11 protein-coding genes are annotated in these 14,920 nt (G+C 65.4%); 8 read left to right on the top strand and 3 right to left on the bottom strand.

Annotation, left to right across the window (positions count from 1 at the left end; genetic code table 11):
* The first annotated feature begins 1 nt into the window (after nt 1).
* Together ACE3OV_RS13480 and ACE3OV_RS13475 are read left to right on the top strand one after the other, a co-directional pair.
* Nucleotides 2-3,241, top strand: a complete 3,240-nt coding sequence (locus ACE3OV_RS13480; protein ID WP_374327795.1) for an ABC transporter substrate-binding protein — start codon at nt 2-4, stop codon at nt 3,239-3,241.
* An 84-nt stretch (nt 3,242-3,325) separates the two neighbouring features.
* The gene (locus ACE3OV_RS13475; RefSeq protein ID WP_374327792.1) at nt 3,326-4,951 is read left to right on the top strand and encodes a methyl-accepting chemotaxis protein; all 1,626 of its coding nucleotides are present in this window, start codon (nt 3,326-3,328) and stop codon (nt 4,949-4,951) included.
* Here ACE3OV_RS13475 and ACE3OV_RS13470 read toward each other — a convergent pair.
* From ACE3OV_RS13470 to ACE3OV_RS13460, 3 genes are read right to left on the bottom strand one after another with little or no spacing between them, the layout of a single operon-like run.
* A complete protein-coding gene (locus ACE3OV_RS13470; RefSeq protein ID WP_374327791.1) occupies nt 4,948-5,277 on the bottom strand; it encodes a YkgJ family cysteine cluster protein in 330 nt (109 codons plus the stop codon). The genes ACE3OV_RS13475 and ACE3OV_RS13470 overlap by 4 nt on opposite strands.
* Nucleotides 5,274-5,939 carry a tRNA (guanosine(46)-N(7))-methyltransferase TrmB gene (locus tag ACE3OV_RS13465; protein WP_374327789.1) on the bottom strand — a complete coding sequence of 222 codons (666 nt, stop codon included), beginning with the start codon at nt 5,937-5,939 and terminating at the stop codon, nt 5,274-5,276. The genes ACE3OV_RS13470 and ACE3OV_RS13465 overlap by 4 nt, the downstream gene beginning before the upstream one ends.
* 4 nt (nt 5,940-5,943) lie before the next feature.
* Nucleotides 5,944-6,903 carry a tRNA dihydrouridine synthase gene (locus ACE3OV_RS13460; protein ID WP_374327788.1) on the bottom strand — a complete coding sequence of 320 codons (960 nt, stop codon included), beginning with the start codon at nt 6,901-6,903 and terminating at the stop codon, nt 5,944-5,946.
* A gap of 141 nt (nt 6,904-7,044) precedes the next feature.
* On the opposite strand from ACE3OV_RS13460, the gene ACE3OV_RS13455 reads away from it, so the two are divergent.
* The 6 genes from ACE3OV_RS13455 to ACE3OV_RS13430 all read left to right on the top strand — a co-directional run bounded on the left by ACE3OV_RS13455 (nt 7,045) and on the right by ACE3OV_RS13430 (nt 14,918).
* Complete coding sequence (locus ACE3OV_RS13455) at nt 7,045-7,458, top strand: secondary thiamine-phosphate synthase enzyme YjbQ (protein WP_374327787.1); 414 nt, start codon at nt 7,045-7,047, stop codon at nt 7,456-7,458.
* A gap of 199 nt (nt 7,459-7,657) precedes the next feature.
* Complete coding sequence (locus ACE3OV_RS13450; protein WP_374327786.1) at nt 7,658-8,182, top strand: hypothetical protein; 525 nt, start codon at nt 7,658-7,660, stop codon at nt 8,180-8,182.
* An 84-nt stretch (nt 8,183-8,266) separates the two neighbouring features.
* On the top strand, nt 8,267-9,439 hold the full coding sequence (locus tag ACE3OV_RS13445; protein ID WP_374327784.1) for a hypothetical protein: 1,173 nt from the start codon (nt 8,267-8,269) through the stop codon (nt 9,437-9,439).
* Between the two features lie 3 nt (nt 9,440-9,442).
* On the top strand, nt 9,443-10,759 hold the full coding sequence (locus ACE3OV_RS13440; RefSeq protein WP_374327783.1) for a hypothetical protein: 1,317 nt from the start codon (nt 9,443-9,445) through the stop codon (nt 10,757-10,759).
* 124 nt (nt 10,760-10,883) lie between these two features.
* Complete coding sequence (locus ACE3OV_RS13435; protein ID WP_374327782.1) at nt 10,884-11,564, top strand: hypothetical protein; 681 nt, start codon at nt 10,884-10,886, stop codon at nt 11,562-11,564.
* Nucleotides 11,565-11,579: 15 nt separating this feature from the next.
* Nucleotides 11,580-14,918, top strand: coding sequence for a hypothetical protein (locus tag ACE3OV_RS13430; protein WP_374327781.1), 3,339 nt, complete (start codon nt 11,580-11,582; stop codon nt 14,916-14,918).
* Nucleotides 14,919-14,920 lie beyond the last annotated feature (2 nt).

Raw genomic sequence — 14,920 nt, 5'->3', positions numbered from 1 at the left:
CGTGACGCTCCGGCCTCGCCACTGGCTGCTGACCGCCGCGCTGCTGGCGGCGACGCTCGTCGCCCAGGCCGGCGAGACACTGACCCTGCAGCTGAAATGGACGCACGCCTTCCAGTTCGCCGGCTACTACGCGGCGGACGCCAAGGGCTATTACCGCGACGCCGGGATTACCGTGCGCATTGACGAAGCGGCGCCTGAAACCGATGTCGTCAGCCGGGTCATGAGCGGCGAAGCGCAGTTCGGCGTCGGCGGCAGCAACCTGATCCTCGAACGCCACGCCGGCAAGCCGGTGGTGGCGCTGGCCGCCATTTTCCAGCATTCGCCGGTGGCGATCATCGCCCGCCGCGGCAGCAACCTGGAAAGCATCCACGACCTGGCCGGCAAGCGCTTGATGCTCGAAGGCCAGTCCGATGAACTGAGCGCCTACCTGAAATACGAAGGCCTCGGACCGGACAAGCTGCAACGCCTCAAGCACAGCTTCAACGTCACCGACCTGATCGCAGGCCACACCGACGCCATGTCGGCCTACCAGACCTTCGAACCCTTCCTGCTGCAGCAGCAGAATTTTCCCTATCTGCTGCTGACGCCGCGCTCGGCGGGCATCGACTTCTACGGCGACGTCCTGTTCACCAGCGAACGCGAACTGCGCGAACAACCCGAACGCACGCGCGCCTTCCTGCTGGCCAGCCTGCGCGGCTGGCAGTACGCGATGGCCCATCCGGACGAGATCATCGCCTTGATCCGCGAGCGCTACCCCGACCGCCTGAGCCGCGAACACCTCGAATTCGAAGCCGCGCAGACGGCACCGCTGGTGCGCGCCGACCTGGTCCCGGTCGGTTACATGAATGCCGGCCGCTGGCGCCACATCGCCGACACCTATGCCGAACTCGGCATGCTGCCGGCCGACTTTCCGCTCACCGGTTTCCTGCCCGCCGACGAGTCGAGCGACGCCTGGAAGCGCCTGCTACTGCCGCTGATCGCCGCCCTGCTCGCACTCACTGTCCTGTCCGGCGTCGCCCTCAACATGCGTCGGCTCAACCGGCAGTTGCGCCAGAGCCAGGGCCAGCTGGCCGAAAGCAGCCAGGAACTGGCGCTGCAGAACCGGGTACTGCGCCAGCTCAACCACGGCGCCCCGCTTGGCGAAGTGCTCGACAGCCTGACCCGCGAGGTGGAGGCACAGCGCCCCGGCGTGCTCTGCTCCATCCTCCTGCTTGACGCCGACGGCAGCCACCTGCGCCACGGCTCGGCGCCCAGCCTGCCCGATTTCTACAACCAGGCGATCGACGGCACCACCATCGGCGAAGGCGTCGGTTCCTGCGGCAGCGCCGCCTGGCGCGACGAACGGGTGATCGTCGACGACATCGAACGCCATCCCTACCGGACCGACTACCGCCCACTGGCGGCGCGCGCCGGCCTGCGCGCCTGCTGGTCGCAGCCCTTCCACGGGCGCGACGGCAAGGTGCGCGGCACCTTTGCCCTCTACCACCGCCAGCCCGCCACGCCCGACCAGCGCGACATCGCGCTGATCGAAGGCTATGCGCAACTGGCCGAACTGGCGGTCGAGCGCAGCCGTTCCGACGAAGCGCTACGGCTCGCCGAAAGCCGTTACCGGCTGATCTCGGAAAACGCCAACGACGTCATCTGGCTACTCGAACTGCCGACCTTGCGCTTCAGCTACATCAGCCCGTCGGTCGAGCGCCTGCGCGGGTGGAGCGCCGAGGAAATCATGGCGCAACCGCTCAGCGCCGCGCTGACACCGGCATCGGCGGCGCGCGTCGAACAGGCGCTGGCCGAAACACTGACCGACATTGCCGCCGGCGCCCCAGGCCCGCATGCGCGGACGCTGGAAGTCGACCAGCCGCACCGCGACGGCAGCATCGTGCCGACCGAAGTCGTCACCACCGTCCTGCTCGACGACCGCGGTCAGGCGGTACGCATCCTCGGCATCAGCCGCGACATTGCCGAACGCCGTCGCAACGAAGCGGCCCTCGCCCGCCACCAGGCCGAACTGGAGCAACGCGTCGAAGAGCGCACGGTGGCGTTGTCGGTCGCCAAGGAGGCGGCGGAAGCGGCAAGCCGGGCAAAAAGCACCTTCCTGGCAACGATGAGCCACGAACTGCGGACGCCGATGAACGCCATCCTCGGCATGACCGACCTGGCGCTGCGTCGCGCCAGCGACGCCAAGCAGAAGGATCAACTGGGCAAGGTCGCCGACGCCGCCCGCCACCTGCTGGCGGTGATCAACGACATCCTCGACCTGTCGCGCATCGAGGCCGACCGCCTGACGCTGGAGCACATTCCCTTCCAGTTGACCGAGATCGTCGCCCCGGTGCAGCGCCTGCTCGAACACCTGGCCGCCGAGAAGGGCCTCTACCTGGTTTTCGAGGTGCCGGAAGCGCTCGCCCGCACCCAGGTCAGCGGCGACCCGCACCGGCTCAAGCAGGTGCTGCTCAACCTGTGCATCAACGCGATCAAGTTCACCGACTGCGGCGGCGTCACCGTGCATCTCGCGCTGAGCGGCGAGGCGCCGCATTTCGTCCTGCACTGCGCGGTCGAGGACACCGGGATCGGCGTCACGCCGGAAATCCAGCAGCGCCTGTTCGAACCCTTTGTCCAGGCCGACGGTTCGATGACCCGCCGCTACGGCGGCTCCGGCCTCGGGCTGGCGATCTGCAAGCGGCTGGTGGAGATGATGGACGGCCGCATCGGCCTCGACAGCCAGCCCGGCCGCGGCAGCCGCTTCTGGTTCGAAGTCTGCCTCAGCAGCAGCGACGCGATGCCGGCCCCGGCCCGCAACACCACGCTGGACGCCGTCGCCGCCCTGGAGCGCCGCTTTGCCGGCAAACGCATCCTGCTCGTCGAAGACGAGCCGGTGAACCGCGAGGTCTTCCGCGAACTGCTCGGCGACGCCGGACTGCTGGTGGATACCGCGAACAATGGCGAAGCGGCGATCGCCATGGCGGCCGACAACGATTACGTGCTGATCCTGATGGACATCCAGATGCCCGGCATCGACGGCGTCGCCGCCAGCCAGGCGATCCGCGCCCAGCCTGGCGGCAGCCGGCTGCCGATCATCGCGCTGACCGCCAACGCCTTCAGCGAGGATCGCCAGCGCTGCCTGGACGCCGGCATGGACGACCACATCACCAAGCCGGTCGACCCGGAACGCCTGTTCGCGACGCTCTACCGCTGGCTGGCCATCGCCGACGAAAGAAACGGAGAAACTGCCGGAGCGCTCTGAGCAACACCGCTTCCACCATGTTTCCAAGCTGGATTAGGATGTCGAAAACAGGGAAAAATCCCGACCATCGCACGAGGAGGAAACATGTTGAACCATCTTTCGCTCAAGACCCGTCTCTGGCTGCTCGGTATCGTCGCTGCGCTGGGCATGCTGTTGCTTGCCGTCTCGTCCCTGATCTTCACCGGACGCAGCGAAGCCCTGTTCACCTCCTTCGTCGATGAGCGGATTGCCGTTCGCCACATGGCGACGCTGGCCTACGCCAACGGCCTGCAGAAGGGTCAGGCCATCCGCAACATCCTGCTCGACCCTGGCAAACAGACGGCTTACGACAACTTTGACAAGGCGCATGCGGTTTTCCTGCAGGAAACCGAAAAACTGCTGCCCGCCCTGGCCAACGATGCCACCGCCCGTGACATCGCCCCTCGCCTGAAGGCCAATCTCGAGCGCTGGCAACCTTTGCAGAAGGAAGTCATCGATCTGGTCCGGGCAGGCAACGGCGAGGCTGCCAAGGCATTGCTGGTGAGCCAGGAAACCCCGGCCTGGCGTCAGGTGCGCGACGATCTGCTGGAAATCGGCAAGCTCGCCGAGACTGCTGCGGCAAGCGAGCGCGCTGAACTGATCGACGGCCTCGAATGGCTGCGCAAGCTGTCGCTCATCATCGGCTCGCTCAGCCTGCTGCTGGTGGCCAGCATCATCGTCCTGGTTGGCCGCAGCATCTACCGGCAGATCGGCGGCGAACCCGCGGTCGCCGCCGTCGCCCTGCAAAGGATCGCCCAGGGTGACCTGAGCGAATCCCTGACCCTGATCCCCGGCGACGAAAGCAGCGTCGTCGCTGCCATGCAGCGCATGCAGGGACAGATCCGCCAACTGATTGCCGACACCGTCAATAGCGCCGATTCCGTGGTCAAGGAAAGCGAGGCGGTGCTCGCCGAAGCCGCGCAACTGGACAAGACGGCAGAAGAACAGAGCAACGCGACGGCAGCCATTGCCGCAGCCGTCGAGGAGTTCACCGTCAGCATCGGCGTCATGTCGGATAACGCCGGCGAGGCCGGGCGCCTCTCCGGAGAATCCGAAAACCATGCCCACGAGAGCCTGGGCGTGGTCTCCGATGCCACCGGAATCATCCAGCGGGTGGCGACCGGAATGTCCGACGCAGCCGGCACCATGGACGAGCTTTCCGCCAAGGTGGCAGCGATCACCGGCATCGTCCAGACGATCCGCGACATTGCCGACCAGACCAACCTGCTCGCCCTCAATGCCGCCATCGAAGCCGCCCGCGCCGGCGAACAGGGCCGGGGCTTCGCCGTCGTTGCCGACGAGGTGCGCAAGCTGGCGGAGTCGACGACCAAATCGACCCAGGAAATCTCCGCCATCGTCAACGGCGTCCGGCAGAGTACCGACAAGGCTTTCGCCACGATGACCCAGGCCAAGGATCTCGCGCTGTCGAGCGCCGGTCGCACCGAGGAAGTCCGTCAGGTCGTCGCCAACATGGATCAGTCGTCGGCCCGGGTCAGCCAGGCGATCGACGCCATTGCCGCATCGCTGCGCGAGCAGTCGTCGGCCAGTACCGACATCGCGCAGCGGGTGGAACTGATTGCCCAGGGCATCGACCAGACCCACGCCGCCGCGAGCGAGTCCAGCCAGCGCGCCGAAACCCTGGTCAATCTCTCCCGCCGACTCAAGGAAAACGTGCGCCGCTTTCGGGTTTAATCCGCTTCCACAGCAAGCGGCGGCAAGCCGCACTGACGGCGCGCCCGGGCGCAGGCCGCGTGCTCGACATCGAATTCACGACAGGGCGACGGCCGGGCGTCGTAGATCGTGCAGCGCACGGCAACGCCGACCTCGCCGGCGAGCGCGACGCAACGCGGCGGCGCTTCGTCGGTACCGCGCAGACGGACGATCTTCGCCGTCACCGGCACCGTCATCGCCAAGGGCACGCCGTCCGCCCAGGCGTAGGCGCCGCCGGCCAGTTCGGCCGGATGAAAATCGACGCGCAGGCTGGCACAGCAGGCGCCGCAGCTCTGGCAGACGCTCATCCCAGGTCCGCCCGGCAGCGCCACAAGTCGTGGCCGGAAGCGAGGTACTTCTTCTCGAATGGTGTCAGTGGATCGGCCGTCGTATAGGGCTCGGCGGCGACTGGACAATCGCCCAGCCAGCCCAGCGCCAGCGCCATTTCCTCGATGTAGATGCGCCAGTTGCTGCGGCATTCGACGATGCCGCCCAGTTCGCGCCAGACCGGGAAAACGGCGTGGCCGTGCCAGCGCCGGGCGAGGTGGCCGATCTTCGGCCAGGGATTCGGATAGAGGTTGTAATGGCGCGTCAGGCGGACGCCGCGCTCGGCAAGCAGGCGCCAGAAATCGACCAGATCGGCGCGCAGCAGCAAGGCGTTGGCCGGCAGCGGCAAGGGTTTGCCGCGTTCCAGACGGTCGCTCGACTGGTCGACGCCGATCACGAAATGATCCGGGAATTCGGCCGCCAGGCGCAGCGTGCTCCAGCCGACGCCGCAGCCGGCATCGAGGATCAGCGGCGCCGCCGGCTTCCAGGCAGCGTGCGCGGCAAGCGCCCGGTCGCAGGCGGCGCGGTTGTAATCGAGCAACGGCTTGCGGAAAGGCTGCACCAGGTGGCGGCGGAAAAGCGTCTCCAGGTCGGCGTGCGGGCCGTCCTGGGCGCTGGCGATGAAGCGCGAGTTGCCGTCCATGGTCTCAGGCCGCCAGCGGCAGTTCGCCAAGGATGCCGGCAGCGAGCAGCAGGCGGTCGATGTCCTCGGCCGCCTTGACCGGCCGTAGCTGCTGGTAGAGCGCCTCGGCTTCTGGATAGTTGCGGCGCAACAGCATCAGCCACTGCTTGAGGCGACCGCCAGCATGCACCGGCAGCACGCGCACGCGCACACCGCGCCAGAACATTGCCAGCCATGGCTGCAGTTCTTCCCAGCCGCCCACCGTCTCGCCGCGGATGCGCCGGGCCAGGAAGGGGTCGGCCAGCGCGCCGCGGCCGATCATGACGTCGGCGCAGCCGCTCTGCTCACGGATGCGTCGCCAGTCGTCAACGGTCCACACCTCGCCGTTGGCGATCACCGGGATGTCGATCGCCGCCCGCACCCGATCGATCTGCGCCCAACGCGCCGGCGGCCGGTAGCCGTCGGCCTTGGTCCGGCCGTGCACGATCAGCGCGTCGGCGCCGCCAGCCTCGATGGCCTGCGCGCAATCGACGGCCAGGCAGGTATCGTCGATGCCGAGCCGCATCTTGGCAGTGAAGGGAATCGCCGCCGGCACTTCGGCGCGCACCGCGGCGACGATGTCATGCAGGAGTTGCGGCTCGCCGAGCAGCGCCGAACCGCCGCGATGGCGGAATACCGTCGGCGCCGGACAGCCGAAGTTGATGTCGATGCCGGCCGGATTGTGTTTCACCAGGCGGCGCGCGTTGCCGGCCATGAAATGCGGGTCGGAACCGAGCAGCTGAACGCGCATCGGCGTCCCGGCCGGCGTCCGGCTGCCATTCCTCAGTTCCGGGCAGGTGCGCAGGAAGGTCCGGTTGGGCAGCACGCTCTCGGTCACCCGAACGAATTCGCAGATGCCCCAGTCATACCCCCCGATCGCCGTCAGCACGTCGCGCATCAGCGGATCGGCGAGGCCTTCCATCGGGGCAAGAGCAATTCGTGACATCCGCAACCTTTCGGCAAACACTTGAAATGGCGCGCATTATCGCGGATTGCGCAATGCCGTGCGAGCCGCGATAATGCCAGACAACCGTTTACGGCCCCGACCGCAATTCCCGCAATTACTCCTGCCGCGTGAGACCTGGCGATGAAACATCAGAAAAGCATTCTTGTTGAAACGCTGCCGCGCATGATGACGGAAATCACCAGCGAAATTGCGCATATCGTCGCCACATCCGGCGTTCCCAGCGGCCTGGTCAATATTTTCGTGCGCCATACTTCCTGCTCGCTGACCATCACGGAAAAGGCCGACGCCGACATTCGCGGCGATCTGGAAACCCTCGCCAGACGCTGGGCTCCCGACGGCGATCCGGCCTATCGGCGCGATACGGAAGGCCAGGACGACATGGCCTCGCTGGCCCGCAGCGTGCTCACCGGCGTTTCCCTCAACGTCCCCTGCGCCAACGGCCGCATGCTGCTCGGCAGACTGCAAGGCATCTACCTGTGGGAACACCGGGCGCAGGCCCACCAGCGCGAGATCGTCGTCAGCGTGCTCGGCTGACCGGCGCGCCCCGGCCGGGGCGCCAGCCACTGCATCGGCAAAACAACAGTGTTCATTTTCTGAGCAGTTTCATCACGGCCGCGACAAAACGATTTGTTAAGGAATGTTAATATCCGTTACAGTCGCTCGTCACAGAGATCGTTCCAGAGTGCTAACCGGGGGAGAGCCCGCTCAGCACACAACCAATAAGAGTTGCACGATGAAACATACTCTAATCGCAGCCGGGGTGATCTGCGCCCTCAACGCCTGGCCGACCGGCCACGCCAACGCTCAGGAAAGCGTGCCGACCCCGACGCCACCAGCCAAGGCCGCATCGGCCAGCGCTGCCAGCCCGGGCGTCATCGTTCCGCTGTCACCACCGGAAACCCTGAACGGCCCGCAAATCGAGAAAAAGCCGGTATTCGGCAACTTCCAGTACGACAGCGGCCTGCCGGAAAAATCCCTCGACGTCACCGTGCGCAGCATGTTCGAGGATTACCGTCTGAGCGGCCCGGGCCGGGGACAGAGCTTCTATGACCCGGGTTCGCACTGGCTGCACGACGTTGAACTCACCGCCCGCCAGCCGATCGGCGAGGAACTGAAAACCGAGTTCAACGCCATCGTCCGCTATACCGACAGCAAGCGCCACGACCCCGCGGTCTGGAGCCTGCAACGCGTGCAGTTCATCGCCCGCGACCAGGTCAATCACCTGACGCTGGGCGACTACTACGCGACGCTATCGTAATATTCGCTGAACCAGGCGATCAAGGGCATCGGTTACCAGCGCAACTTCGGCGAATCGACCTACCTGCGCGTCGTCGCCGGCACCATGGCGCCACGCTGGGACCACCTGTTCGGGGAACCGCACAACGAAACCATCCAGCGCGACGTCGTCGGCCTGCGCGCCCAGAACGCCGGCGACAATTACCGGGTCGGCCTCAACCTGGTGTCCGCCGCCGACCATGACAACGACTCGGCACGTACCTCTTTTGACAGCACCTACCGCCAGGTGCTGCCGGCCTTCGACTGGGAATACCGGACCGCCAGCGGCATCCGCCTGAGTGGCGAGCATGCCATGGCCAATACCCGGAAACAAGACCAGGATCGGGTCAATCACGACATGGCCGGCACTGCGCACCGCATCAATGCCGACGGCAGCCTCGGCGACCTGCGCTGGCGCCTGCGCACCGAACGCGTCTCGTCCGACTTCGTCACCCTGGGTGGCGGTGCCGCGATCGACCGCCTGCGCTACTACCTGCGCGGCGATTACCGCTTGAACAAGACCTGGAGCGTCTTCCTCGCCGACGACTGGTACCGCGACAACCTCGACGACCAGATCGGCGCGACGACCCGTACCCACATTCCCGAAGCTGGCGTCACCGCGCGCGGCCTGTTCGACCGCCGCAACCTGACGCTGACCACCTCACTGCGCCAGCGCCAGGTGAAGACCGAAGCGCCGCTATACGACCGCAACATTTCCGACCGTCTCTACGTCAGCATGAGCGACCGTTTCCAGGAAGTCTCGGTGCGCGGCGAAGTCGAAGCCCTGCTCAACAAGCGTAAGGACACCACCAAAAACCGGACCGACACCGACGACTTCCTGTACCGTTTCGCCATCGATTCGCGGCACCTGTTCGCCGAGGGCCGTTATGACTTCCGCCCCTACCTGACGCTGGAACACCAGATCGTCCAGGACCCGCTGACCGGCAAATCGGTCCTCACCGACGGCGCCCTGCTCGACCTCCGCCTGGTCGCCCCCGGCAACCTGACCTACGCGATGAATTTCGAACATCGCAACGTCAACAACGGCACCGGCATCGACAACGACAACAGCCTGCTGCGCTACGCCGTCAGCGTCGCCTATCGTCCCGCTCAGTTCCCGGGTAGCAGCATCCGCGCCGAAGCCGGCAAGACCCACTACAACTTCAGCGACAACACCAAGGATTACCGGGAGCGCTATGTCCGCGTGATGCTGGACATCCCGTTCTCTCTGGAGAAATAAATCATGACCCCGTCCGTCAATCGCTACCGTCAATTCCTGCACGGCATCCTCGCCCTCCTGCTGTTCGCCCTCGCCCAGTCGGCTTCCGCCCAGTGGTGGCGTTTCGGCAGCGATTCCGGGCAGCCGGTGTTCTCCGATCTGCTGTTCAACAACGTCAGCGCCTTGCGCGTCGACCGCAGCCTGCAGTTCTCGCCGGAAGACCTCGACCAGCACAAGATCGCCGTCCGCGGCCGGGCCGAAGTCGGCCAGGGCAAGATCGGCCGGGTCGAGGCCAGCCTCGACGACGGCGCCAACTGGACGGCGATCCCGGTCGGCGAACGCGGCCTGTTCGCCTTCGAGTTCGTTCCCGAAATCGAACGCGCCTACCGTTTCAAGATCCGCGCCCTGTCCACCACCGGCCAATCGAGCGACGAAGCCGAACACGCCTTCGAGTTCAAGGTGGTCAAGGAAGACAACCGTGCACTGGCCAAGGCCGCCTTCCAGCAATTGCTCGAGCGTTACATGGCACGCGACCGCAGCGGCTTCATGGGCCTGGTATCGCGTGAATTCCTCGGCAACGAGACGGCCCTCGACAGCGCGATCAGTAACGACTTCCGCTTCTTCGACTCGATCCGCATCGAACCGACGATCCAGCGCATGGCGGCCAGCGACAACCGGTGGACGATCTATTTCAACTTCCGGCGCCAGGTCCGCTCGGTACGTAGCGGCACGATGTTCAAGGACCAGGCGATGACCTCGGTCACCCTGATCCGCGACGGCGACGGATACAAGCTGCAGGAACTCGCGGCCCCGCTGATCTTCGGCGTCTCCGACCCGTCCAACGTCGCCACCTACCTCACCGGCGAATCGGTCGGCCGAAATATCCTGACACTCGACCCCAAGACAGGAGTCGTCGACGACAAGCAGAAGCTGACCACCGAAGGCACCACCGATGGTGGTGATTCTGGCGGCCACATTAACATTGGCAAAGGCACTGTCGAGCTGAACATGGGCCAGGGCTACTCGTTACGCACCGGCAGCAAGGTGAATGGCATCCAACCTGACGGCGACTTCGCCTTCGGCGCTTATGGCCCAGATGGAATCTTCCTCGGCAACGAGGTCGAAGCGGCGGCCGTCCTCGGCAGCTTCAGCCTGAGCCAGCCTCGGAATATCGACCCCGGCAACCTGTCCGGCATGCAGTTCGTCCCTCTCCAGGTCGGCCAGGTCATCGGCATGAAGCTGGACAACGGCAAGTATGCGCTGGTCCGCCTGGCGTTGCAGAATGGACATGTCTCGCGCCGCTTCGAATACCTGCTGAGCGACACGCCGAACTTCAAGTAAGCGGAAGCCGGCCAGCCGTCCGGGGCCTCAGCGCCCCGGACCGGTCAGGCGACTTCCGGCAACAGGCTTCCGGCAGCCACGCAACCGACCGCCGCCACCGGATGCCCCGGGAAAGGATGAGGTCATGAAAACGCGACTTGTCTCGATGCTTCTGATCCTGGGCAGCGCCGGCCTGTGCGGCGCTGCCGAGCCGGCAGCGGAAAACCCGACGCCAGCGGCCGTCGCCCAGCAGCGGGAAAGCCTGAATGCGCTGCACGCAGCGGCCAGCCAGGCGCTGCAGGCGATGAACCAGGCGGTGCAGGCACTGAACCGCGTGCCACTGGCGCTGCCTGCCAGCCGCTCGGTAGGCGAAGCGCAACAGATGGTCTCGCTGGGCATCCCGGCCGACGCCTATTTTGCCGCGCTCGACCAACTGGCGAAGCAAACGGCAGCCAACCCCGCTGCCGGCCTCGACACTGCTGCCCTGCGCGACTGCCGTGCCGCCAGCCAGCGCCTGCTGCAGACCAAGGGGCTCGAAGCCGCCGCGATCGACACCCGCCTGCGCACGGAAAACCCCGACAACCACCGTCTGCTGCAAGAGAGCCGCGACCTGCAGTTCCTCGAACTGGCGCGCGCCATGCTCGTCGCCGGCTGGCTGGCCAGAGAAAGCGAAGCCGTCCTCGCCTGCCTGCCACCGCTGCAGAAGCAGCTGGCACAGATCGTCGGCGACAGCAACCGTGACTTGCTGCGCCTCGAAGACCGCCTGCAGATGCAGGCCATCGAAGCCAAGGTTTCACCACCGCCAGCACCCAGGACCTACCAGTAAATCGTGAGGGGCGCCATGAACGCCAGGACAGAATTGATCCGCACGGGCCTCAGTGTGCCGCGGCAAGCCGGCCGGCGTTTCCTGCAATTGCTCGCCGCCGCTTTCCTCTGTTGCGCCGTGACCTTGGCGACCGCCGCCGAGGACGAGGAAATCGCCAAACTGACCGAGGAAAAACAGGCACTGAGCGAAATCCTCGCCGGACTGCGCGGCAAGCCACAGGAACTGGCGCAGGCGCGCGAAAAGCTCGCCGAGACCTACCGCGATCTGGTCAGCCTGGAAACCCGCCTGCGCGGCTTCCAGCTGTGGAATGCCTTTGTCGGCGTGATCGGTGTCGCCAACGATTCGATCACCAAGATCAACCCCGGCAGCAGCATCGTCGTCGCCACCGCCAACTTCATCAACGACCGGGCAGTCGACGCCTACAAGAAATGGGATGCCGGCCACCTGCCGGCCAAGGTGAAGAAACTGTCCGATTCCGTGGTCGGCATCGCCCCCGCCCTGCGCCTGCTCGACCAGGCGATGCGGATGACGCCTGAACAGGTGGCCGATCAACTGGTCAGCCGCGGCATGGTACAGAACACCTGGCTGCAGCGCTGGCAGAGCACGCCCGATCAGGTCGCCAAATCGGATTCGGTGGTCACCGGCAAGATCACCTTCATCCAGGAACGGATCGGTCCGGCCAAGTCGGCGCTGGTCGAGGCACGCAAGGACATCGACCAGGTGGTGCCAGCGATCCAGGCGGAAATCGATGCCCTGCAGCGGCGCATCGCCAATATCGAATCGCGCATCCGCAGCCTCCAGGGCAACAAGGCCTTCCTCGACACGCTGGACAAGGCACGCGACGTTGCCGGACCGCCGCCGACCCAGAACATCAATCTCTACCCGGGCGAGCCGAAGCAATACAGCGCAGCTGCCGGTGAGTACCGGGCAGCCTGGAACAACCTGAAGTCGGGAACGATCAACGGTGGCACCTTCCGCCTGGTCGGCCTCAAGAGCAGCAACGACGCCAATGCTTACCACTGGCAGCAGATGAAGCCGTTTTCCGAGGCTTACTCGGCGGCCAGCAACTATTTCTGGAATGAACTGAGGGAACGCCTGCGTGGTGTCGAGGACGCCGAAACCCGTAACAGCATGTACCGGGCGGCCCTGGATCGCCTGTACAAGGCAGCGGACGCCTATCGCCAGGCCGCTGAAAAGGAATCGCAGGCGATGCGCAGCGGCTATTACGAACCGGTACAGAAACTTGGCGAGGAAGAAAAGGCCGAAAGCGAGCGACGTACCGCCTTCTACCGCCGCTTCGATACCTTCCGCCGCGAAACCGTCGAAATCAGCTGGGCCTACCCCTGGGAGAGGAAACTCGACCCGCGGCAGACAACGATACGCGATCTCGGCAGCAGCGGTTATTACCTGGCGATGGCCGCCTGGAGCCCGATCTACGCGCTCGCCTCCCTGCAACCGCCCTACCCCCCGATCGGGACCTTGAAGGGCAGCGCCGAGCGCTACCGCACATGGCGCGAAAACGCCGGCCAGACCCGCGACTACGCGCAACTGCTGTTCGACACCGCGAAATCCCAATCCGGCCGCCTTTCCGGCTACGCCAGCCAGGCCGATGGCTTTGCCAAGGAAATCGAACCCAACATCGCGCTCTGGGATGGGCTGCGCTGGTACTACAATTTCGATTACTCGCTACCCAGCGACAGCGCCCTGGACCTGTTCGCCTCACTCAACCAGTCCAGTACCTTGTTCGAGCAGTACGCCGCGGTCCGCGAAGAGGAAGCCAAGGCCATGCTGGTGCCACACCAGGAAAGCTGGGAACGGGCACAGCGCGGCGAGTCGGTGATGCGCCGGGCGGAAGAACTGCTGCCCAAGGCGCAGGAACTGCTGGCGCTGAAAGGCAACCTCTACCAGACCTTCCACGCTGCCGGCATCATCAGTTACGGCGCCAGCGGTCGTTTCTGGCTCGAATGGAACGCCATCAGCAAAGAGGAAATCGACAAGATCAAGCGCATCACCGCTGCGCTCAACACCGACGAAGCGATCGAACAGCACGTGCTGAAGCAGATGGGCCGCCACTATTACTGGTCGTCGGACCCGGACCAGCCCCGTTACACCCTGGAAACCCTGCGCGAAGCTCGCAAGAAATACGCCGAGCGCGACCGCAATGCCGCCCAGGGTTTCAACGATTACCAGAGCGCCTGGAACCAGTACGTGCGCCTCGAAAAGGACCTGTCCGGCCAGATCGCCAAGATCAGCAGCGAACTCAACGACATTGCCCCGGGACAGAGCGTCTACCTGCAGGAGGACGAACTGTTCAACCAGATCACCACCTGGGAAGCGCGCTGGCCGGCCAGCCACCACTGGTACTGGGCGCCCCCCGACCCGCAGGATCTGCCGGCTGGCTGGCCCAACGCCAACAGCCTGTTCGACCAGATGGAAGCGGCGCTGAACGCCTATGAAGCCAAAGTCGGTCCCTTCCGCCAGGAAGTGGCCAACGGTTTCCCGAAGCGGGCGGCAAAACTCGACGGCCTCGCCGGCCGGGCACGCGCCTACGCCTCGACCAACGATGCCGCCAGCGGCGAAAGCGCCCTCGGCGAAATCCATCGCCAGGCCAACGACCTCTATCTGCCGCTCGCCAACGCCGGCCACATCACCTCTGGAATGCCGATCTTCCAAGCCATGCAGCGTTTCCGCGAAGCCTACTACCTGGGGTCGATGCGGATCGGCTACTTGCGCACCCGCGACAACCAGATCGGCTCCTACCTGAGCTGGCTCAACATGATCGACGCTCTCCTCCGCCAGCCCCCCGACGCGGCAGGCCGCGCCCGCGCCCGCGAATGGCAGCTCGAACTGGAACGCAGCCTGCAACCGGGTTCGTACATGGGCTACTACGTCCAGCACGGTGAAGCGGCAGCGCGCAATGCCCTCGACCGCGGCCGCGCCTTGTTGCCGAAACTGGCCGCCTACCTGGCTTCCTTCGGCATCAGCAATGCGCAGATCCAGACCCTCTACCAGAGCTTCGTCGACGCCTACGGCCGCGGTGACATCCGGGGCATCCTCGGCCTGCTGGCCAACGACTGGCATGGCGGCGACGGCGCCGACCCGCGTGACGTCGAGGACACGTTGATCAACTCCTTCAAGGTCTTCGACCGCATCCAGTACCGGATCAGCGGCTTCTCGGTCCAGCCGATCGGTGACGACCAGGCCCAGGTCAGCTACTCGGTGAAGATCATCGGCGACAACAGCCGGCAGCGACTGCATCACGAAGAGGAATCGCAGATCGTCGAAGTCGTCGGCCTGGTCGATGGCAAACCGCGCATCCTGCGTACCTTGAGCGGCAACCAGTGGCTGCGCTGACC

Source organism: Azonexus sp., assembly GCF_041909095.1.
Classification (GTDB): Bacteria; Pseudomonadota; Gammaproteobacteria; order Burkholderiales; family Rhodocyclaceae; genus Azonexus.
This window is presented reverse-complemented; position numbering and strand designations above follow the sequence as displayed.